General features: G+C 34.2%; 21 protein-coding genes and 1 pseudogene. 4 read left to right on the plus strand and 18 right to left on the minus strand.

What is annotated here, in order from left to right; translation table 11 throughout:
- The 6 genes from CEY12_RS22670 to CEY12_RS17175 form a co-directional block, all read right to left on the minus strand.
- Positions 1–1,257 carry a hypothetical protein gene (locus CEY12_RS22670; RefSeq protein ID WP_228409722.1) on the minus strand — a complete coding sequence of 419 codons (1,257 nt, stop codon included), beginning with the start codon at positions 1,255–1,257 and terminating at the stop codon, positions 1–3.
- 48 nt (positions 1,258–1,305) lie between these two features.
- On the minus strand, positions 1,306–1,671 hold the full coding sequence (locus tag CEY12_RS17155) for a hypothetical protein (protein ID WP_157676843.1): 366 nt from the start codon (positions 1,669–1,671) through the stop codon (positions 1,306–1,308).
- Positions 1,668–2,873, minus strand: a complete 1,206-nt coding sequence (locus CEY12_RS17160; RefSeq protein ID WP_089028845.1) for a hypothetical protein — start codon at positions 2,871–2,873, stop codon at positions 1,668–1,670. Before CEY12_RS17160 ends, CEY12_RS17155 begins: the two co-directional genes overlap by 4 nt.
- Before the next feature lie 10 nt (positions 2,874–2,883).
- Positions 2,884–4,809 (minus strand): type VI secretion system Vgr family protein, encoded by a 1,926-nt coding sequence (locus tag CEY12_RS17165; RefSeq protein ID WP_089028846.1) that lies wholly within the window; start codon positions 4,807–4,809, stop codon positions 2,884–2,886.
- Positions 4,810–5,070: 261 nt separating this feature from the next.
- Positions 5,071–5,475: a type VI secretion system tube protein TssD gene (tssD, locus tag CEY12_RS17170; RefSeq protein ID WP_089028847.1), complete on the minus strand. Its 405-nt coding sequence runs from the start codon at positions 5,473–5,475 to the stop codon at positions 5,071–5,073.
- Between the two features lie 210 nt (positions 5,476–5,685).
- The gene (locus tag CEY12_RS17175; protein ID WP_089028848.1) at positions 5,686–8,826 is read right to left on the minus strand and encodes a UvrD-helicase domain-containing protein; all 3,141 of its coding nucleotides are present in this window, start codon (positions 8,824–8,826) and stop codon (positions 5,686–5,688) included.
- 182 nt (positions 8,827–9,008) lie between these two features.
- Here CEY12_RS17175 and CEY12_RS17180 point away from each other — a divergent pair, with 182 nt between their 5' ends.
- The 3 genes and pseudogenes from CEY12_RS17180 (at position 9,009) to CEY12_RS17190 (ending at position 11,387) form a co-directional block, all read left to right on the plus strand.
- A complete protein-coding gene (locus CEY12_RS17180; RefSeq protein WP_089028849.1) occupies positions 9,009–9,755 on the plus strand; it encodes a hypothetical protein in 747 nt (248 codons plus the stop codon).
- Positions 9,756–9,761: 6 nt separating this feature from the next.
- A complete protein-coding gene (locus tag CEY12_RS17185) occupies positions 9,762–10,547 on the plus strand; it encodes a carboxypeptidase regulatory-like domain-containing protein (protein ID WP_228409723.1) in 786 nt (261 codons plus the stop codon).
- A 106-nt stretch (positions 10,548–10,653) separates the two neighbouring features.
- A pseudogene (locus CEY12_RS17190) lies at positions 10,654–11,387 on the plus strand (SIMPL domain-containing protein).
- An 82-nt stretch (positions 11,388–11,469) separates the two neighbouring features.
- On the opposite strand, the gene CEY12_RS17195 reads toward CEY12_RS17190, so the two are convergent.
- The 6 genes from CEY12_RS17195 to CEY12_RS17220 all read right to left on the minus strand — a co-directional run bounded on the left by CEY12_RS17195 (position 11,470) and on the right by CEY12_RS17220 (position 17,405).
- The gene (locus CEY12_RS17195; protein WP_089028850.1) at positions 11,470–11,982 is read right to left on the minus strand and encodes a GNAT family N-acetyltransferase; all 513 of its coding nucleotides are present in this window, start codon (positions 11,980–11,982) and stop codon (positions 11,470–11,472) included.
- A 2-nt stretch (positions 11,983–11,984) separates the two neighbouring features.
- Positions 11,985–12,206 (minus strand): PspC family transcriptional regulator, encoded by a 222-nt coding sequence (locus CEY12_RS17200; protein WP_089028851.1) that lies wholly within the window; start codon positions 12,204–12,206, stop codon positions 11,985–11,987.
- Between the two features lie 119 nt (positions 12,207–12,325).
- A complete protein-coding gene (locus CEY12_RS17205; protein WP_089028852.1) occupies positions 12,326–12,802 on the minus strand; it encodes a hypothetical protein in 477 nt (158 codons plus the stop codon).
- A 140-nt stretch (positions 12,803–12,942) separates the two neighbouring features.
- On the minus strand, positions 12,943–14,226 hold the full coding sequence (locus tag CEY12_RS17210) for a DUF2851 family protein (RefSeq protein ID WP_089028853.1): 1,284 nt from the start codon (positions 14,224–14,226) through the stop codon (positions 12,943–12,945).
- Positions 14,227–14,512: 286 nt separating this feature from the next.
- Positions 14,513–15,661 (minus strand): N-acetyl-alpha-D-glucosaminyl L-malate synthase BshA, encoded by a 1,149-nt coding sequence (gene bshA, locus CEY12_RS17215; protein WP_089028854.1) that lies wholly within the window; start codon positions 15,659–15,661, stop codon positions 14,513–14,515.
- 7 nt (positions 15,662–15,668) lie between these two features.
- Positions 15,669–17,405, minus strand: a complete 1,737-nt coding sequence (locus CEY12_RS17220; protein ID WP_089028855.1) for a glycoside hydrolase family 3 protein — start codon at positions 17,403–17,405, stop codon at positions 15,669–15,671.
- Between the two features lie 115 nt (positions 17,406–17,520).
- On the opposite strand from CEY12_RS17220, the gene CEY12_RS17225 reads away from it, so the two are divergent.
- Entirely contained in the window at positions 17,521–18,069 is a 549-nt protein-coding gene (locus CEY12_RS17225; protein ID WP_089028856.1) for a hypothetical protein, read from the plus strand.
- A gap of 74 nt (positions 18,070–18,143) precedes the next feature.
- On the opposite strand, the gene ribA is transcribed toward CEY12_RS17225, so the two are convergent.
- Genes ribA through CEY12_RS17255 form a run of 6 tightly spaced genes read right to left on the minus strand, consistent with a single transcriptional unit; the run spans position 18,144 to position 22,486 of the window.
- Positions 18,144–18,740, minus strand: a complete 597-nt coding sequence (ribA, locus tag CEY12_RS17230) for a GTP cyclohydrolase II (RefSeq protein ID WP_089028857.1) — start codon at positions 18,738–18,740, stop codon at positions 18,144–18,146.
- 23 nt (positions 18,741–18,763) lie between these two features.
- The gene (locus CEY12_RS17235; protein WP_089028858.1) at positions 18,764–19,222 is read right to left on the minus strand and encodes a hypothetical protein; all 459 of its coding nucleotides are present in this window, start codon (positions 19,220–19,222) and stop codon (positions 18,764–18,766) included.
- Positions 19,219–19,833, minus strand: coding sequence for a DUF4254 domain-containing protein (locus tag CEY12_RS17240; RefSeq protein WP_089028859.1), 615 nt, complete (start codon positions 19,831–19,833; stop codon positions 19,219–19,221). The genes CEY12_RS17235 and CEY12_RS17240 overlap by 4 nt, the downstream gene beginning before the upstream one ends.
- A 14-nt stretch (positions 19,834–19,847) precedes the next feature.
- Positions 19,848–20,057: a twin-arginine translocase TatA/TatE family subunit gene (locus tag CEY12_RS17245; RefSeq protein ID WP_089028860.1), complete on the minus strand. Its 210-nt coding sequence runs from the start codon at positions 20,055–20,057 to the stop codon at positions 19,848–19,850.
- A 30-nt stretch (positions 20,058–20,087) separates the two neighbouring features.
- On the minus strand, positions 20,088–21,647 hold the full coding sequence (locus CEY12_RS17250; protein ID WP_089028861.1) for a peptidoglycan DD-metalloendopeptidase family protein: 1,560 nt from the start codon (positions 21,645–21,647) through the stop codon (positions 20,088–20,090).
- Positions 21,644–22,486 carry a DUF4292 domain-containing protein gene (locus CEY12_RS17255; RefSeq protein WP_089029914.1) on the minus strand — a complete coding sequence of 281 codons (843 nt, stop codon included), beginning with the start codon at positions 22,484–22,486 and terminating at the stop codon, positions 21,644–21,646. Before CEY12_RS17255 ends, CEY12_RS17250 begins: the two co-directional genes overlap by 4 nt.
- Between the last annotated feature and the right edge of the window lie 26 nt (positions 22,487–22,512).

Raw genomic sequence — 22,512 nt, forward strand, 5'->3', positions numbered from 1 at the left:
TTAATCTTGTCTTTCTCTAAATGGTTCTGTAGAACGGTAAAGCGGATATAAATCTATTCTTTTATTTTGCAGAATATTATCATCTATTCTATACCAATCCTCATCCAGTGGATTGGTTATAGAGATCGCCTGTCCTTTGCTGTTCAATGCCGGAGTAACAAAAGTATTCTTCATTTTTGCTACCCGGTTAAAAACCGATTCCGATATCGTGGCTCCGTGAACACTGGTAAAAGTTCCGGTAGATATGTATACCCCATATTTAGTTATTCCCTTCACCATATTGTCCATAACCACAGGATCTATGGCAAACATTTTTTTCTTGGTAAGCCACTGTTCATCTAGGTAACCCGCTACAATCTGATAGGCCGGATAATTGCCCTCTACAGTGAATTCATCTCCTTCATCCGTTGATAGCATCAAAGATTCTCCAATTGGTATTCCTTTCTCTGTTAAATATTGGCAGATTCCTGCTGCATGTGCTCCGCCTTCACTGTGTGATATGAAATATACTTTTTCTTTTCCAAGCCCTTTTTTTAGTTCGTCGAAATGAGTTTTGGCATATTCATATCCTCTGGTTTTTCGTTGTCCGCCACTTTCACTGCCTCCCCATAGAGATGAACCATCGATATATAGGGGTTCTTCACTTTTTATATTAAAATATGCATCAGCACTGTTTTTATACCTTTTGACATCTCCGGTGAAATACTTCCAATAGCTTTCACCTCCAGCTCCCGGTGACATTCCCAGTTTGTGCGCTATTCTATTCCAATGACCGTTAACAAAAATGATTTTTGGTTTTCCTATTACTTTCAGATAGTTGGAAGCAGGATTAGGAAACTTTACTTCCTCGTTTTCATATTTACATTTAAAATACAATTCCAAAGCACCATCTGTATCTTCTTTTAAAAGACCTTCAAAATTATTTAAAGTAATGGTTTTTACAATTTTATTTTCTTGTACAGTATCTTTGGTTACTGGTTGCCCATTCGATGCATAGACCAGAACTATTTTATCATCGTTTTTATCTTCGGAAGTGTTTACAATGGTATCGTCGTCAAATAAAGTTAAACTTACATCTTTCCCATTAGGAATGTTTTGCGTTTGCAAATGAAACTTTACCGTATCCCCGAACATGGCCTCAGTTATGGGCACATCATTTTCATAGGTCCACCAGCCACGTACAAAATACTTGGAGATAGGACTTCTCTCTGTCGGATTTTTAGAATTATAGTCTACACCTGGATTTTTTTCTGACATAAGTGTAATTTTTTTAATACAAACTCACATTAAATAAACCATTAATGTTTACTTCTTTTTGAGCATAATACTGTCATATTTCACAGTTAGATTTTTGTTACCTCCACCAAATAAATTTTTATAATGTATGATGGTGTCTTTGTATTCTTTTTTTGATACAGTCATTTTATAAATTACTGGCGGGGCTTCTCCACCCACAGAAATCTTTTCAGAATACATCTTTTTTTCTATATGAAAATGGCCTTTTGCATCCGTTTTTGTCTTGTTATCTTCATCGATATAAATTTCAGCATCTGCAATTGGCTTGATGGTCTTTGCCTCATATACAACTCCTTCAATGTCGGGAATTTTTATTCTGCTTGTGCATGAAGTCACCATTAATAGGATGGCTGATAAAAAAATTGTTTTACTCATTTCTTGTTTATTTTTAGTTTGGAACACCACAGCATTCCCAAGACATCTTTTTCTGATGCAATAGTACGGTCATAATCATAATAGGCATCGCTATAGTATTCCATTACATTTACCTCCCCAGAAGTAGGAAGCAGGTTTGTATTTGGCGTCTGTAAAATGGGGTTAGAACTTCCTTCATGTCCGTAAGAATATTTATCACCACCAAATTCTTTTATTATTTCATGTCCTATTTCATGAGCTGAAGTTAATGTAAAGTCTCTTTGTTCATTGTTTTGTTTGGCATTATAAACCACTCTTTGGGGAGCAAACTGCCCGAAAAGAGAAAGAATACCACTTACAGAACCAGGATTACTGGATCGCAACCATTTGTCAGAACCATTATATACAAGGGAAACTTCATCCATTGATTTTTCTTGGGTATTGGTTCCTTTTACTTCAACTTTATATTCCTTTCCGGAAATTGTTACAAAATCTGTAGAGATCTTAGACCTGCTTTTTATTCGGCTCCAGTATAGATGGATCCCATCTAAAGCCATGCCTTCCAGATCGGAGAATGTATAAATTGGAGGATCTGTTCCTATGACCCCACCATCTTTTAAATTAACTCTGATGTTGACGTCTATTTTTTTATTGGAGTCGTCTATTTTCAGATCTATCCATTCTATTTTACTCTGACCGGAGACGTTTACTGCAGAAGTATTGGTCCCGTCGGAGACTTCGGCAGTGAGTTTGTTTTCGGTGAAAAGTAGGCTGTCATACTTTCTATCTTTTGAAAAGCCATCCCACTGTATATCGTGAATATCACCAGCTTTTAAACTTTCTGTAATTTCTTCCGAGTAAATCTCAGTCCCTTCATTTTTTACCTTGAAGGTTAGTTTTTCAAAAGTCCCTTCTTTAATTATGATTTGGAATTTGATCTTAGCATTTTCTGGTTCTCCTTTAAAACTAGGGATGCCCAGAGGAACAAATGTGTCTTTTACAATTTTTATTTCTAGCTGCTTACTTTCTACCGGTTTATCTTTTTTCTCGGAATCTTTTCCAAACCCCTGCATTATGGTTTTTTTCTGGCTGGATAATTCAAGATTCTGTTTGAGGGCTTCAATAATCACCTCCTCGGAATTTTCATGAGAAGTTTTGCTAAGTGATGTAAAAACGTTACTCACCTGTATATTGATATTATTAGCTTTTTTTACAATGGCCATGTCAATATGTTTAGTGTGAATTTCCTTGCTCTCCGCTTTGAGATTTTACGGTCTTTTCGCTTTGTAGAATCATATTTTCTTTAGTACTTACTACCGTTACCTTTTCAGCATAAGAATCGCTCTTTTTCGATTGGATATTTCTTTCGTTTTCAGAAATTTCTGTTCTCATATCAGAGGACTCGTGAATATTTCCTGTAGCAGTTTGAAGTAAATCTCTCCCCGCTGTATCCACCATATTAACGCCGGCATTGGAAACGATATTTACATTCGCTGTTGAAAAGATGTTGCTGCCGGCTATGGAAGTGATATCATTTCCTGCTGACATCCTTATGTTATTTCCTGCAGTAAAAGTCATATCTTTTGGAGCATTAACGATGATACTCCCTTTTCCATCCATAAAATAGGTGTTTCCACTTGGATCTTCAATATAGATACTTCCTTCAGCATCATTAAAGATTACTTTATTACCACTTCGTGTTTGTATTGATTTAATATGATTATTGACACCACCGCCTAAACCTACAGCTCCATGGAACATTCCTCCCATAGCAAAAGGAAAATCGGGATGATGGTATTCGAAACCGACCATTACCTGATCACCTACTTCCGGAACGGCTACAAACCCCCTGTTTTGAGTGATCATATCTGTTCCTCCTGCATCGGGGCTCATCATTCTGATAAAGTGAGTGGTATCATTGAGTTGCCAGTCGAACTGTACCTGTATACGGCCCTGATTTAACGGGTCGGTGTTGGAAATTACTGTTGCAATCTGAGGTTCAGCACTGGGAGTAATAAATTCAGATTTAGGAATAAACCCTGTTCCTTCCGCAATAGCTTCAAATGAACCTGTATAAACGCCTCTCGTATTGACCTCATGAGAAACATCGGTGATCATGAGTTTGGTGAAATAAGTAGTCTGGTTAGTATCCGGCTTTCTCATTTCTATGTCTGCAACGCAACCTGGGTGTAGAAAAGGAACCGATGTTGTACCTGAAACGGTAAAGACCTCTACTGCAGCACTTCCTGCAGCACTTTTTTGAGAGTCATCCACATTTAACGACATATTAGCGTTAATAGGTGAGGAGTTCAATGAACGGGTCTTATAAATATCGTTATTAAGTTCATAAGCTTTTGAGGCAAGCTGTCCAAGATGTTTGATACTTGCTGAAGTACTCATTAATTTGGTGTGATTACTGCTGTTGTATCCGAAGAATTCAGGTTTTATGTGAACTGCTTTCAATTCTACAGAGATATCACTTACATTACTTCCATAAGTAAGACGTATAGGCTGTTCTTTTGGTGGAAGTTTCCCAAAATAGAGGGTTTCCCCGTCATAGTAAAACTGTTCTCCATAGGTTTCTGCGAGTCTTGCAAGGTAGTTGTAGTGGCTCTCTTTATACTGAGCACTATAATTGATATAGCTTTTATTCTGTGCATCAATTTTATAGTCGAACTTACCGGAATTTAAAGTCTCTTTAAGAACTCTATCTGCAATAATTGAAGTGTTCACAGGCTTATCCCCTCCAAAACTTTGAGTATGTGGTGCCGAGTCCATTAAAATTGTTGGGCTGTATCCCTTTAATACGACATTACCCAGACTCATTTTTTCCTGACTAAAAGCTACTTTGGTAATAATACCCACGAAAGTTCTTTCAGGGCTTTCACTTTCTGCATCTTTATATTTAAAAACGACAGTTAAGCGTTTTCCAAGAAATTGTTGGGCTTGATCCAGTTCATGATTTTGTAAGGATCCTAAAGAATCGTGAGCCAATGTAAGCTCAAAACTATGATGTTTTCGTGTGCTTTGCTGTAAGCGGAAATGTTTGAAGTGCTTAATAATCTTACCTTCAATCACAACATCCAGTTTTACCACGCGCTGAACTCCTGCAATATGATTTTCAGCAATTTTATCTGCATTGGTTATTTTGTTTTTCATGCCTTATGTTTTGGTGTTGTCTCTCTAAAATTAGAAATGTTTTCTATTCCGAGTTGATGAAAATTGTTAAATTTTAAAAACTGTAGTAGAATTACGACTTTTATAGATGAAAATACCTGCCATAAAATAAGGATATTATATTTTATAACAGAGTTGAGCAGTTCATAAAGAAAAAGGGAATAATGATTTTTAATATTCTCCTAGAGAGATAAAAAGATCACCCTTAAGGATGATCTTTCTATAATTGTCAATATGCATAAATTATGCACCAGGCCATATACCTTCGTAAGCAGAATTACCATAATTGATTTTTTCTGCACTTACGATAAAGCTGATCAACATACTGTTTTCGTCAACAGCGTCGAAGTCAACTTCATGCTGAATTACATATCCATTCTCCCAAGTTAAAGTGATCAATGTTCCTTCTTCGTGAGATTTGTTGAATGTAATTTCTCCGGTTGTAGGCTTGTATTTTCCGTTTAATAAGCTTTCAAGGATTTCAGATTTCTCTGTAGCTTCAATTGTTAATTTGATAATAGCGTTTGATGGATCAGATGCTACACGTCCTGAAACGTCTGTAGATCTTGATACGCTGTAATTAAGCTTTAATAATTTCTGTCCTTCGCTTCCGTTGAATTTTAAGATTCCTCTTGAATTTGCTGCCATAGTTGTAAATTTTAATCGTTATTAAATTATATAAGTCAGTGATTATGTAGCAAATGTATAGTACTTATATGATATCCAAAAACTTTTGAATAGAAGTTTTGATTTTTGTAGTGTTTCTACGATTTCGTGTAGTAGTTCTACGATATTTTGTAGTAGTTCTACGATCCGGGTATTTTTAAAAGGGGCAAAAAGTCTTTATTAGTCGATGTTTTACAGATAAATCAGCTGTGTTTTTATTACATTCCGTCCAAGGCTTTCCAATACCTTTTTATAGGTTTCTATCTGTTTATCATTCTTTTCAGAAATTTCTCCCGTTTTGAAGTCTACAATGATGTACTCTTTATCATTTTTTAAAATTCTATCCGGTCTGTAGATTCTGCTTTGTCCTTTTTCAGAGATCATAATATCCTTTTCATTGATCACTTCCCATTTTTCATCAAAAAACTCAGAATAAGTAGTTACGATCTGTTGAAGGGTTTCCTGAATTTCATTTTTTTCAGAGAGCGTGATCTGTCCTTCTAAAACATAGCTTTCCAATACTTTTTGAATATCTTTTTCAGAATTGATCTTCGAAAGCAGTTCATGAACAAAAAGACCGATTCTTACTTTTTCATTACGAACCTGATAGTTTTTGGAAGGTGTGGCAATCTTTACCGAAGTGCTTTTTTCGTTGATGTTTTTCAGATTCCTGATATCCTTTGTTTTGAAAGATGAGGTTTTATCCTTTGAATGTTTTTTTAGCATCTCAGGATGTACTTCATAAAGATCAAATTCATCCGATTGTTCAGTATTTTTACTTTGAATAAATTCTAAGATCTCAAGATTGTTCGATGTCTTATTCTGTTTCTGAAGATAGAAAAAAAGTTGTTCTACAGGACGTGTAGTCGCTACATACTGCAGACATAACCGATCTATCAGATTTTTATATGAATTCTTTTTGTTGAATTTTTCAATTTCTTCATCATATACTTCTAAGCTTTTATTAAACTGATTGATATTAACGGATTTTAACGCCTCATTACTGTTGGTCTCAAACCAGTTGGAAAATTCAGCATCACGATTTTTATTCATCATAGGAATGAAAACAATAGGAAATTCCAGACCTTTTGCTTTATGGATGGTCATGATCTGAATTGCGTCAATATTTTCAGAAGCCTGAATGGTATAGGTAGAAGCTTCTTCATCCCAATATTTTAAAAATTCTTTTGTGCTTGCTCCTGCATTTTGAGTGAAATTAAAAAGCATTTCCAAAAAGTTAAGGAGGAAGTCAGTTTCTTTATTGTCAAAAGAAAATTCGTTAATATAATATTCGATAAAGTTATATAAATTGAAGCGAGGGAAATGATCTTGCTTTAGCTGTAAAGAGTACGTATTTTGAATGAACTGCAGGATTTCATCATGGGATTCAAGTTCCAGGATTTCTTTCATGCCTAATGTAAAATCAGGCATGCTGACTTTTCCTAATTTATTCAGATAATACATCATCATGATTAAATTAGTTTTGTTTTTAGGATTGGATTCCCATTTTAAAAACTCAATGACAGCCTGTATTGTATTGGATAGTTCTAAAGTCAATCCTTTATCTGAAATGGTTTTAATATTCGTTTCTTCAGCTTTATATCGTACTTTTAGATTTCCCAGTTTTTGAGAATAGCTGAAAATATCAAAATTACCACGACACAGAATTGTGATATCAGCAAACCGGAATCCATTATCCAGGCAGTTTTGAATATCTTTTTGCATCCTTTCAGAAGTGTCATTATAAAAGTCTTCATTGGTGAGATTCTCAATAAGATTCACTTTTACCCTTCCTTCAATCCCTGATTTTGGATTTTGTTCAGCATCTGTCCCAAAAATATTTCGGTGCTCTTCTTCCAAATTTACAGAGTGGTACTGGTAAAGCTCGTTATTGAACTTTACAATATTTTTGGCACTTCGCCAGTTGTCTCTTAATACGAGAAGTTCTGCCTCTTTTGGGGATATTTCCTTTTTAGTAATGATGTCAAGCATCAGCTTACTTTCTCCACCTCGGAACCTGTAGATACTCTGCTTAGGATCTCCTACCAAAGTAAATGTCGTATTCTCTGTGGAAACACTGTGGTCTCTTAATGGAACAAAGTTCTGCCACTGCAGTTCAGAAGTATCCTGGAATTCATCAAAAAAATAATGTTGAAACTGGGAACCTACCTTTTCGTATATAAAGGCTGATGGTTCATTTTTTAGATTTTCATTGATGAGAATGTTGAATTTGGAAAGAAGAACAAGATCATTTTCTTCCTCAATTTTTTTCAACTCGTCCTGGATGTCTTTATTTACTTTTAAAGGGAGCAATGCGGATAGAATTTTCTCCTTTTTCTGAGTCTCAATATAAAGAAGGATAAGTTGCATTCTATTTTCCAGCAGTTCTTCAAGGATTTCAAAAATTTCAGGCTCTTTGTTCTTTGCCTTTGAGGCAGCTCCTTTTCTATAATTATTGACAACCGATTCTTCTAATGTTGTGGGAAAAGGGAATCCTGGTCTATTCTGATTATAAAAATCTAAAACTTTAGTAAAAAAACCTCCAATTCCGTTCTTTCCCTGGGCAAAATCTTCGATGTCTATATTTCTTGATTTAAAAAGATCTATCGATTTTGTAGCAATTTCAACTGCCTGCTTTTTATTGAATACGATCTCCTTCCGGATTGTATTCTTGATATTCTCATAGTTGGTGTCATCAAAATTGGTGTTGTTTTTCAACTGTTCATAATGAATATCTTTTACAAATTCCTTCGCTGAATCATAAAGGTTTTTGTTAAGATTAATCCGTTCATTATTTTCCAGGCTGTAATCAACATAATCCATAAAAGAATTGGATATGGCGTCATTTTCACCAATCTGGTCAAGCATTTTATCTACAGCCTCAATAAGAAATGGTTCTGCTTCAATTTCAAGATTAAAATTTTTAGCCAATCCTAGTTCATAAGAAAAGCTCCGGACCAATCGGGAGTTAAAACGGTCGATGGTCCCAATATTTAAAGTAGAATAATTATGAAGAATATAATCCAGTAACTTTTTTGAGCGATGATGCAGTTCATCAATTGTGATTTTCAACCCTTCTTCTTCAAAGACTTTCTGGATATTTTTTAAATCATTATTATCTGCGAAATTGTTTGCTGAAAAATTCCCCAACCATGATAAGATTCTTTCTTTCATCTCATTGGCAGCCTTATTAGTAAAAGTTAATGCTAAAATGTTTCTGATGGCATGCTGCTGATTGGGATATCGAAGACAGATCATCAAAAGTCTCTGAACAAGAGCGTAGGTCTTCCCCGAACCCGCAGAAGCATTGATAACTGTATAAGAATTTTGCATTTTTTGAGATGAATTGAAGATGCAAGTTAGCTAAAATTTAAATGAAATTTTAACAATTACAAATAGGACTTTAACAAAATTGGAAATCAGAATCTAAAAAAATTCCTAAAACACGTTAACTGTGGTTAAACTTATGGAATACGTTAAAAATAAGTTTAGATTTGTCTGATAAAAAACTTTCCGTGAAATTTAAACTACTCCTTCTCTTATCATTTATTTTTATTGTTCAGATACATGCCCAGGATTATATTTTTGGGAAAATTGCTAGTGAAGAAGGTATAGAGATGCCTGAAGTTACGGTCATCAATATAAGAACAGATGAGCGTGTTGCAACCAATAGCGATGGGCATTTTATGATTTCCGGAAGAGATGGTGATGAACTTCGCTTTATAAAAAGCGGTTATGAAAGAATGGATAAGAAAGTAACAAAAGACAATCTTGGAGCTCCTTTGAATATTGTTCTCGTCCGGCAGACAGCCTTAATTGCAGAGGTAGAAGTAAAGCGCGGGCTTACCGGAGATTTAAAAATTGATTCTAAAAACCTGAACAGACCCAAAAAAGTAGAAAAGCTGACCTCTGACCTTGGTTTATATTTACATCAAAAATCTGATCCAAGAATAATGGCTGCGAAGGCAGGTGAGTTCGTACAGCCTAAAGGACAGGGATTTTCTATAGGAAAAGCAAAGAACAAATGGGATGATGTAGATCTTATGAGCTACTTACGTGAAAGCCTTGGAGATCAGTATTTTGTTGATTTAAAAATAGAAAAAGCACTGATACAGCATTTCATTTATTATGTTTTGAAATCGGGATTTGAGCGGAAGCAAATACTGAAATTTGGGTATTGTAGTGATGCTGATCTTATGAGGTTTCAGAGGACTGTACTTGTAAGAGTTTCGTCTTATCGTGCTCCTCAGACCCAAAGATAATGGCATATGAAGGATCTGCTCATGAGATATAGTATTTATCTTATTTCTTGTTTCCTTTGTGGAGTTGCCTATTCTCAGCAGATTGTTACCGGTAAAATTACTGATGATAACGACATTAATCTTGGATCGGTTACCATTGTCAATATCTCCACTGATAAAAAAGCTTATAGTAATTCTTTAGGCGAATTTTCCATTGAAGCTTCCAGAAATGATGAGCTGAGGTTTGTAAGACCTGGATATGAGAGGGTGTCAAAAAGGGTTTTTGCTGATGGAGTTAATTCTCAGATTTTTATAACACTCGTCAGAATCCCAGAAGAAATAGAGGAAGTGGAAGTACCTAAAAAGCTATCCGGTGATTTATCAAAAGATTCGAGGGTAGTCGCTAAGGTAGATAAGGGAGAAATCGTTCAGCAAGCCGTTGGACTTCCGCAGCCTGTTGGTAAAATGAGAGAAAAACCTGCAGAAGTAAAAAGCGTCTTGCTTCCTATACTTTTAGGGCAGCTGAATGTTCAGGGAGTTTATGATTTAGTAAGTGGAAAAGCCAGGAAGCAAAAGCGGCAATATAGATATGATGACTTGCAGGATAATATTTTATGGATCCGGAAAAGGGTAGATGATGATTATTTTACAAATGCCGGGATTCCGGCAGAAAGGATTTCAGAGTTTATAGAATTTTCTTTTGTTGCCAAGCCTCAGGTACGGACTTACGTAAAAGCCAGAAATCTTTCAGGAGTATTATTAAGGTTAGAAGAAACAATGCCTGCTTTTCTGGGAAGATTGAAAAAGGAGTAATTCATTTTTGTTAAAAAAATCTTAAAATTTCGGAATGGAAATTGATGTAATACTTTCATTAAAAAAACAAATTTAAATGACAGATCAATCAAATTCACAAAATTTTATGAATAAAAATATTATAATAATGGCAATTGCTGCCGTGGGCTTTATTATCGGTTTAGGGCTTTTAGGAAGTGCTATTAAAAACAGAAATAAATCTGAAAATACGATTTCAGTAACGGGTCTGGGGACCAAACAATTTACATCGGATCTTATTACCTGGTCAGGAAGCTTTTCAAAAATAACTTTGATCTGAAGATGGCCTACGATGGATTGTTAGCAGATAAAAAAGTAATCAATGATTATCTTATTTCAAAAGGGATAAAACAGAACGAGATCATTTATTCTTCTGTAGATATTCAAAAACAATTTCGAAATTACAATGATTCAAATGGAAATAGTGTCCAGGGTGAATTTTCCGGATATAATTTGACTCAAACAGTTTCTATAGAAAGTAAGGAAGTTACTAAAATAGAAAGTCTTTCAAGGAATATAACAGAGATTATCAATCGCGGAATAGAATTTACATCCTCTTCACCTTCTTACTTTTACACAAAATTAACTGCTGTAAAACAAGAGATGATTGCTACAGCCACAAAAGATGCCAGAGAGCGTGCCGAAAAAATTGCTCAAAACTCAGGAAGTAGTCTTGGGAGTCTTAAAAAAGCAACAATGGGTGTTATTCAGATTACAGCCCCTAATTCAAATGAGGATTATTCATATGGCGGAGCTTTTAATACAACTTCAAAAGAAAAGGTAGCCAGTATTACCATAAAATTAGAATATGAAGTAAACTAAATTGACATCTTCTTCGGATGTCATAATTGAACCGTTTTGTAAATAAAAAAATAGCCAGCAAGAATGCTGGCTATTTTATATTTTAATGATATACTACATCGTAAATTTCTTCTTTAACTTTTTTCAGGTCTTTGGGCGAATAATTGGCCAGTAACCAGAGATCCAGTGGTTGTTTACCTTCACCATAACTTGGCTGAACATACATTTCCTCTATTAAAGAGAAGCCATTTTTCTGATAAAAAGAATATCGCCTTTGTGCATCTTCACCCAAGTGGGCAGGCTCAATCTCAAGGATAATTCTTGGATGGTTTTTAAATAAATATCCCGTAATATGGGATCCAAGCTTCTGACTTCTGAATTTTTCAAAAACTTCAAAATGTTCTACGAAAATATAATCGCTCAGTTCCCAAAAGATAAGATAACCAATCGCTTCTGACTCGTGCAATACAGAAATTATTTTCACATTGGGATTAGTAAATAATTTTACAAATTGATCCCAGTCTCTCCTCTCATCCTCCGGAAAGGTTGTAGAATAGGAGTGGTAAATATCTTTTATTTTGTAATCTTCTGGCGAAGTAATAGGTAAAAATTCCATAATTATAAGTCGAAAACACTAGGCCTTCTTGTGATGAAAATATCTTTGATCCACAAGGTAAATGCTAATCCCAGGTAGATAAGAAAGAAAAAGCCAGCGGTGGCAAAGGTTGAATAAATAAAAAATACCCGAAGTTTGGAAACAGGAATTCCAAGTTTAGTACCCATTCTTGTAAGGACACCAAACCATTCTCTTTCCATTTTATGACGAATATTATCTAGCATTTGATGAGTTTTTTAAGGTTAAATGCAATACTGCAATTTAAGCAAATTTTTCTTCATACCATTCTTGTATTGCTAAAACTGATTTTTAAAATATCTGCTATAATTTCACCTTGAACTAATTAATTAAACTCTAAGCTATACATCGCACTAATAATCTTCCATTGTCCTTCAATTTTAGCGAGTTGCCAGAATTCTTTACCCCAATTGGTTGTTTTATTGTTTGATAGAAAAAAATAATCAAAGGTTACTGAGCCGATAACATCATCGTTTTCAATACGCACATTTTTGAATATTTCCTCTTGCTTTCCCTCATCTATAAGGAACTGATAGAAATCCGTTGAGGTTTTTGTGAAGATATTTGAAGGATGCAGTGTCTTTTTTTGTAGCCTTTTTTGCTGGCTTTTGTCCTTAATTACCGCAACCCAATTAAATGAATCTTTTGTAAATAAACTTTTGAAAGTAGCTGTATCCTTAGTAATAATACATTTTTTGAAAACGGTTATAAGGTTCTGGATTTCAGACTTTTGTTTTTTATAAGTTTGTGCGTGGTAAAAGTTCATAGCAAATACCAGAAATAAGATATTAGTTGCTTTCATAAATCTAATAGTTAAATATTGTTTTGGATGACAAATATTCAAGTAAATCTGCCTGGTTGGTGAAAGCAAGTGTGGATGTACACTTTTCTGATGCAGAAAGCATTGTTGTCTACCCGAATGCAAAAAGTGGTTTAGCATTTTTAAGAAGCTCCACGATTTGTAGGGTCTTTTAGAAGTCTTAATCCAATACTGCACTGTAGACAGTTTTTTTCTTCACAGCAGCTTTTGAAATGATAGATAAGGCTTTGGGTTTCCATTGAATGATTCATTTTTATCCCAAGCTTTTTCCAGGAGTCAATGATAGAATTTTTTTCAGGAGATAAATTCTTGTAAAATTCAATGATCTCATCTGCGATTTCTTCATTATGATATTTATGATAGGTGTATTTTAATGGAAGGACCGTATTTAAAATAATAAGCTCAATAAAATCAGGACTTAGTGTTTTAGGTTGGTTGATCGTTGAAATCTTCCCAAAATTAAAATGATTATTCCAGTATTCCGAAGCTTGTACATTCTTGAAAACGTTAAGCAATTCATCAGTATTTTTTATAAGAATGATTTTAGAAAATAAATTTTGATGCTGATAATAAAGGTCAGCCAATTGAGAGAGCCTTACCGTAGGAAAATTGGGAGGCCGTAATCGCAAAAATTTAGGACGAAAATTGATATCAGATATCTGGTATTTTACTTTTACAAAATCAAACTCTCTTTTCCAGATTTCCATTTGTTCATCCTGGGGACTATCAAGCCATCCGGAAATCCCAAATAATAATGCTTCCATCTGAAATTTATTTTGTCGGATCTTATTGATGATGCTGTGATCAATGCTTTCGGCAATCTGTCTGAAAATAAAGGCATTTACTTTTAATCCAAATGAATACGCAAGGCTCTGAAATAATACAGCTTCAAAATTATTTTTAGATTGTTCTAAATTTTTTTCCAGTTCTTGAGATTTAGAATCCAGTTTTTTTAGAATATTTTCTTCGTGAAAGTTAATGGGAATACTGTTGATATTGAATATGCCTTCACAAGGAATGAAATGATCCTCAGTAATCAGTTTTTCATATTTCCAGAGGATATTCTCATCGATAAAATTTTTCAGTTCGAGTGTAGGGATTTTTCTATCATTAAATTCTTCAATTTCTACATCATTTTGAAAGACGACATGCAGAATTATATTTTGATAATTTGGATCTTTAGAGTGATTGTGAAAGATCCAGTCAGAAGACTTAACATGCAATTCTATATTTCCGCTTAAGACTAAGTTGTTGGTTTTGATTGTTGCAAATAAAAAATCTGGTCCTGCATCAGTATTCCATTTTCCAAAATTAATCACTTCAATAGCGTTTCCTTCAATATCCTTGAAGTCAAAATTTTTGAAAACCTTAAAGTTCCAAAGATATTGAAGTAATTTTTCCGTCATTGTGTTGTTGGATAAATATAATTGAAATATTATATTTCTAAGCCCATTTCTTAAAATTTTTGCTTGCTTTTTTGCATTTTCAGAAATTTGAAGGATTTATGACTTTAAATTAAACTTAATACCTTTTTTTTTCTGCTGTTCTCTTCAGTTTAGTGAAAATAATGGAGGATTTGTGGAGAAGTTTTTAAGGTATATGTTGCTTTATTCTTTAGAACAAAAAAAGGCTCAGATCACTGATCTAAGCCTTAGGTTTATTTTGATATCTCCTTATCAGGATCTTTTTTGACTATGCTTGAGTCAGTTCATTTTTAAAGTTAGCGATGGTTGTTGTGTACATTTCCTCATAAATAGGAAGTACATTTTTTAAATCAAATTTGATAGCCTGCTCTTTTGCATTGGCTTTCATTTTGGATAAAAGCTCATCATTGCTTAATAGCTTAATGGTGTAATTACTCATAGCTTCCACATTTCCTATCTCTGCTAAGAAACCTGTTTCTCCCTGGATATTAACCTCTGGAATTCCTCCTGCATTAGAACTGATAACAGGCGTGTATGCTGCCATTGCTTCTAAGGCGGCTAAACCAAAACTTTCCTGCTCAGAAGGAAGTAAGAATACATCTGAAAGCTGAAGGATTCTGTACAGGTCATTCACTTTTCCAAGAAGACGGATTTTAGAAATCAAATCTGGGTTTTCTTCCAGGAATTGATTAACTTTTTCCATATCAGGACCTTCTCCAATAATGATCAATTTAGATTTCACCTTCTTATGAACATTCTTGAAGATCTGAAGAACTTCATCTACACGTTTTACCGGACGTAAATTAGACACGTGAATCAATATTTTTTCATCAGGGTCAGCAAATTGTGTTCTCTGGCACTCATTGCATTCATCGAATTCAGAATTATCGATGAAGTTCGTGATCACCTGAATAGGTTTTTTAATGTTGAAAAACTGTAGAGTATCTTTTTTTAAACTTTCAGATACAGAAGTAATTGCATCAGATTTATTGATCGAAAATTCTACAGCATGTTTGTAACTTGGATGCTGCCCGACTAAGGTAATATCAGTACCATGCAGAGTCGTTACCAAAGGAATATCATTATTATCTTCTTTCAGCATTTGTTTGGCCGTAAATGCTGCATAAGCATAAGGAATCGCATAATGCGCATGCAGTAGATCCAGTTTATATAGATTCACAACCCTATAGATCATGGAACTTAATGCAATATCATAGGGTTGATACTGGAAGAGCGGATACGTCTGTACATTGACCCTATGGAAAAAAATATTAGGATTTGTGATATCTAGTCTTGCAGGAAGAGCGGAACTTATGAAGTGAACTTCATAACCTTTATTAGCAAGAGACATTCCCAGTTCTGTTGCTACGATACCACTTCCGCCGTATGTTGGATAGCAAAGTATGCCTATTTTCATTGGATTATTATTGTTTTGATGTTGTAAATATAGTTGAGTTCACTTTTGTATCAGAAGCCATCGTTGAATTTAGATCAATACCCATTCCGGCTTTTAGCTGATCGTTAATTAATACGGGAAGTCTTCCCCATATTTTTGTTTTTCCCATTAAAGCGTTTGCAGTTGCAACCATTGAATCATCATTGTTTTCGTAAGAAACAAGGACCGTGGAAACTTTTGAAATATCAATATCCTTCAATGCGTAGGCACTTCCAAATACATTTAGTATGACTTTTTGATTTTTGGTTAGATCAGCTAGGATCCTTTTTGATTCTGCTGAAATTTTATAAGGTTTGTAAGCTGTAGAATTATCTTTATGCAAACCAACAATTACTGTAGAATTAGAAGGTATTGAATTAATTTCTCCAGCTTTTTTAATAATGACAGTAGAACCTAGTTGATTAGCAAATGTTTGATAGGGAGCTTCTTCCAGGGGAACATAGTAAATTTGTTTTCCTTTCAGTGGAAGTAGTTTTTGTTCATCCTTTAATAAAGTAAGTGCATTAGAATAAAGATTTTGAACTAAAACTTTATGTGAATCATTATTCAGATCACCGTTAATATTTTCAGGATTTTTTGGACTGTACTTTTCCAGGCCTAAATAGTATTTGGTGAGGAGTATTTTTTTAACACTTTCTTCAACTCTGGATTGTGAAATTTCTCCATTGTCAATAGCTTTTTGTATTAATTTTTTTCCTTCTGATACACCTTGAGAGAAAAGCATAATATCATTTCCAGCTTTGAATGCCAATGCATCCAGCTCTCCAGGTTTATATTTATTGGCGACAGCACCCATATTAAGAGCATCGGTAATAATAAGCCCTTTGTATCCTAATTTTTCTTTTAAAAGACCTGTGATGATATTTTTAGAAACTGAAGCGGGAATTCCTTTTCCTGACTCTAAGGTTGGAACATACAAATGGGCAACCATTACACCACCAATGCCTTTATTCATCAATGCTTTAAAAGGTGCTAATTCAACGGCATTTAGCCGGTCTAGTTGATGGGAAACCACAGGCAAATCTAAATGCGAATCCGTATTGGTATCACCATGTCCGGGAAAGTGTTTGATAGCCGCAAGTATGTTGTTATCCTGTAGTCCATTGGAATAGGCTAATGCAGAATTGATGACATTATCCACTTCAGAGCCAAAGCTTCTGTTTCCAATAATTGGGTTGTTAGGATTAGTGTTAACATCCACAACTGGAGCAAAATCCCAGTTAATTCCCATTCTTTTGCAATCTTCAGCAATTTTGGAAGACATCTGGTAAATAAGATTTTTATCCTGAATAGCTCCCAACGTCATTGCCCATGGAAATTTATGTGCAGCTGCGATTCTTTGAAACAACCCCCACTCGGCATCCATTCCAATCATTAAAGGAACTTTCGATTTTTGTTGAAACTCATTAACCAATGCAATTTCCCTTGCTGCGTCATCCTGCATTAAGATCAGTCCGCCGATCTTATCATTGGTGACAATATTTCTTACCTGGCTAATATGGCCTTCATCTTTGTTGGTATAAAGGGCAACAATGAAAAGTTGTCCTAATTTTTCATCCTGAGAAAGAGAATTATAAGTCTTATCAACCCATTGGTTGGCTTTGCTTACCTCAGACTGAGAAATGCCCTTTGGAAGATACTGGGCAGTGATTTTTGAAGTGGCAAATAAGAATATGAAGAGGGAAGTGCAAACTATTTTGTTCATAACTTTTGAATAAGAACAAAAATACAATTAAAAAAATCATCATAATGGATGTTTTTGAGTTTTTTGGTATATGTTTTGGATGTGCTTTATAAATAATATTAAAACTTTTATAAAAATGAAAAAATTTCTTCCAATCCTTCTATTAGCTTTTGTCAGCTTATTTATTTTTAGCTGTGATAAAGACGATGATAATAATAATTTTGTAGATAATGACACGGTGGGTACCGCTTTTGATATTACACCGACTTTCACAAGAACTGATGACAATTTATATCAGTATTCTGATGCATTTAATAGTCCTTTAGTACAATCTGATGTAGTATTGATCTATTTACAAACTGGTCTTACCAATAACAACTCCCCAATCTGGAGATTACTTCCATATACATTCTTTACTAATAATAATGTAGCTGTGGATTATTCATTTGATTTCAGCAAATTTGATATTGGTATTAATGTAAATTCTACTTTAAATTTAACTACGAATCCAACATACTACACAAATAAGAGATTTAGAGTTGTAATACTACCTGCCAATACTGGTAAAAATGGTGCTAAAAGTGCTAATGCAAAAAATGCAGCAACTCCTGTAGACTATAATGATTACTATAGTGTAATTAAATATTACAATATTGACGAGTCTAAAATTAAGACTAGAAATTAAGATATATCTTTTCAGTTTTTTTATAATTAAAAAAGGCTCCGGAATTTATTCCGGAGCCTTTTATTTATTTTATCTTAATTATCATTGTCATCGAGAAGATGCCCAAAATAATCTTTCTTTGTCTTTAAATATCCTCTGCTGATATCATTAGCCGGGATTTGTAAAGGAATCCTTGAATTAAGGTGAATATTGCTTTCTGTAACATATTTTACCTTTTCCGGATTGTTGGTGAGAAGATTAATATCTTTTACTTCCAGTACATTTAAAATTTCAATGGCTACATTAAAATTCCTGTCGTCTGCCGGAAGTCCAAGCTGAAGATTAGCTTCTACGGTATCGAATCCTTTTTCCTGTAAAGAATACGCTTTTAGTTTATTGATAATTCCAATGTTTCTTCCTTCCTGACGAAGGTAAACAATAACCCCTCCATTTTCATGGATATATTTCATCGCAGCATCTAATTGCTGCCCACATTCACATTTTTTTGAATGGAAGACTTCGCCGGTAATACATTCTGAGTGGAAACGTACATTAACTGGTTTTGAAAAATCGGTATTTTCAGCAATGATTGCCATATGAGGCATCCAGTCATTTTCGTTTTCAGAGAAAGCGATCATTCGGAAAGTTCCATGTTCTGTAGGAACGTTTGCTTCCGCTTGAATTTTAATCATTAATAAGGTAGTTGAACTAGTTTTTAATTTCCTTTTAGAGAATCCTCAATAATAGAAATATTGGTTTTTAATCTTACCAGATATCTGTTGAGAATCTCATCATCATCTTTTGGAAGGTTCTGCCTTAGTTTCTGAATTTTTTTATAGGATTTTTCAAAGCTTTTAATTGCTCTGTTCTTTCCTGATATATTATTTGCATCTATTGCATATAAGTAATTCTGTAAACTGTATTTAAGAGAAACTACCTCTTCATTTACACTGATAGTTTTAAAATTAGGAAAGGTGGAAATTAAATTCGATATCTCAGAAGCATTTACATTTTCTTTGATGTTAATGTCTATGCTTTTCTTAAGTCCTCTGTCAGAATCTGAACCTTTTGCTTCACTATAAAAACTATTAGACAACGGAGAAAAATTTAATTTTTCCGTTGCACAAGAAGAAGTTAGTATAAACAGTATTCCAAAAAAAAATAATCTTTTCATTTTTGTTGCCCCTTTTGATAAAGGATTGGGTTAAGACTTTCATCGTTATACATTTTCATTTGTTTGTATACTTTCATCTTAACATCACCGTTTTCAATATCAGTAAGCAACTGATTAATAGAAGTTGATAGATCTTCTTTCTGAATAAGAAGCACATCTAATTTTGCCTGGCAATTTAATCGATGTTCTTCTGAAGCAGATGTTCTATTTGCTTCTAATGACATGTGATAAACCTTTAACGCAAGTATTGATAGTCTGTCTACAGCCCAAGCGGGTGTTTCCGTATTTATCTTTGCATCAGGTTTAGGAGTTACATTTTTAAATTTATTAAGAAACCAGCTGTCAATAAACTCCACTAAATCAGTTCTTTGCTGATTAGAAGCATCTATTGTTCTCTTTAATTGAAGAGCTTCAACCGGATTAATATTTTCATCTCTAATTATATCTTCCAAATGCCATTGAACGGTATCAATCCAGTTCTTTGCGTACAAAATTCGTTCCAAACTGTCTTTTTCGAAAGGATTATTAATTAGATTGTTGACGTCATCAAATACGTGGTAGTCTTCAATAGATTGATTGAAGACTTTCCATGCAGTCTCTGTGAAATTCATTAATTCTGAAGAATTTAGTTGCTTGAAGGGTTATTGGTCGAAGAGTTTTTGTTATCAGATGGATTTTTATCCTCTTCTTTTACTGCATCTTTAAATTCTTTGATCCCTGATCCAACTCCTCTCATTAATTCCGGAATTTTTTTACCTCCGAATAACAAAACAAGAAGAATTGCTACGATAAGGATGTGCTGCCATGATAAGGCAAGTATTGTTAATGTTTCCATTTCTAAATTTTTTACAAAGTTAGTCTTTTTTTAATAAGAAACCCACCCTAAAGGATCAACTGGTGTAGTTCCGTTCCATACCTGGAAATCAAGAGTATAAGAGCCATCAAAATCCTGTCCTACAGTACCTACAACAGTACCTGCTGAAACTTGCTGACCTTTGGAAACACTAACACTTCCCAAATTGGAGTAAATGGTGAAATAACTTCCATGTTTTAGCATAACGGTTTTTGTTCCATCACTGTTTGCTAACACTGAAGATACAGATCCTGGAAATACAGATTTTGCCCGGGTACCGGAAGGAACAGAAATTTTAATTCCATTATTCTCTTCATCAATATTTTTGAAAACCGGATGCGGATGTCTTCCAAAACGATGGGTGATCTGACCCTTGTCGACAGGGAAGCCCAGCTTACCTCTGTTCTCAGCAAAATTGTTTCCAGCAGCTGTAGACACTCCGAAGTTTGTCATTGCTTTAGATTCTGCTGCTTTTTTCTCGTCATCTTTTCTTTTCTCTAAAGCAGCTTCAGCGGCTTTCGCAGCGGCAAGTTTATTAGCCGCTTCTCTGGCTCTTGTATTCGCTTCGGAAGAGGCTTTTGCAGCTGCAATTTTTCGGGCTTCATCTCTTGCATTGGACTCTGCTCTTGCTGCTTCTTCTGTACGTTTTCTTTCTTCTTCGGCTCTTTTAGCAGCCAATTCAGCGGCTTTTTTAGCTTCAGCTTCCGCTAATTTTCGTTCTCTTTCTAATGCTTCGGCTTTTGCCCTGTTTTCGGCTTCAATTCTCGCTTTTTCTTTTTCAGCAGCAATTTTAGCCAAACGAATTTTTTCAGCTTCAGCTTTTCTTCTGGCTTCTTCTTCAGCTTTTGCAATTCTTATTTCTTCGGCTATAATGCTTCTGATCTGTCCTTCAAGAGCTTTAGACTGAACCTGTTTTTGTTTAAGTTCAGCAGTTAGTTTTGATTCGTTCTTCTTGAAATCTGCAACAAGCTGTTCTTTTTGTGCTCTTTCAACATTTATTGTTGTCAAATCCTTTTGTTGATTGACCAAAAGCTGCTGCTTGTCTGTAACTGATTTTTGTCTTTGGGCGATTGTTTTTTTGATCTGATTGGCTGCATCTGTAATTTCGTTAGCCTTTTTATCCTGATAATCCGAATATTCCTTAAGATATTGAACTCTTCGAATAGCTTCACCCAGGTTTTTAGCAGAGAGAATAAAGGTTACTTTATTTTGTACTCCTTTATTTTTATAAGCATTGACTAAAACTTCAGCGTAATTTTTTCTAAGCACCGCCAATTCTCTATTTTGCCTGTTGATTTCCAACTGACGAAGATAGATGTCATCTTCGATGAATCTCTTTTCTTTTTGAGTATTAGCGTAAACTTTTTCTCTTAAAGTTAATTTTTTATTGATGTTATTTAGATAAGCTATAGAAAGTTTAGATTCGTTTCTAGTTTTAGCGAGATCGGAATTTATTTGAGTGATTTGTTTTTTAAGTTCAGCATTTTGCTTTTGTAATTGCTCCTTGTTTTGCTGCCCGTTGTGCAATCCGAACAATAAAATACCTATTAAAAAGCTAAATTTTTTAATCATTTAATTTCAATTTTCTTATAATTGGCTGGGACTGAATAGGCCACTTCCATCTTCGAAAAATCAAATTTCGTATTTTCTAATAAAATCTGGCTGGTTTTTGAACCTTTTATAATTATTTTAACATTTTTTGGTAGACGAATTTTATTATATTCATCCCAATTGCTGTATGAAATTTCAAGTTGATCTGGTGATAGAACATCTTTCAGTTGAACACTTAATAAATCATAGTTTTCATCGTATTGTAAAGAAATTTTATACTCTCTTGTTTTTTCTTCGGTGACGATTTTCTGATTTACAGATGATACCAACTGATAGCCCTGGGCATTTTTTGTAAGTGTAAATTGGGAATCACTGATTTTGACAAAGGTTCTACCCATTAAAATTTTTTCCAGAGATTTGTAATCTATGAAATTAACGTTCAATAAATGATTTAAATATTCAAAATCAGAATCTATATACGATTTACTGGTCCTGTCAAATCCTTTTACTCCTTCAGGTGTTGCTAGTCCTCTTGCTGCATTGATAAACAAGACGGATAAATTCATCCATACTTTCTTATTGTTTTCGATATAGATCGTTGCGTCAAGCGTAGGAACGAAATTTCCTGTTTCTACATTTACTTTGCTGTTAATTTTGATCTGATCAAATTGTGGTGGGATTAATACATGTTCATAAAATGTAAGTTTATCCCTTACCGGCTCACCTGCATCTTTTGGATTGTTATTGTTCTCGGTTGTGATACTGTCTTTAATACCCCCATTATTATTTTTGGAAGCATTTCGGGTTTTACAGGATGACAAAAGAAGAAGCAATAAAACGAATGGGATCCAATTTTTCATGTATTTATCTTTTTCGATTAAAATAA

Origin of the sequence: Chryseobacterium sp. T16E-39 (assembly GCF_002216065.1) — a bacterium.
In the GTDB taxonomy this organism is placed as follows: Bacteria; Bacteroidota; Bacteroidia; order Flavobacteriales; family Weeksellaceae; genus Chryseobacterium.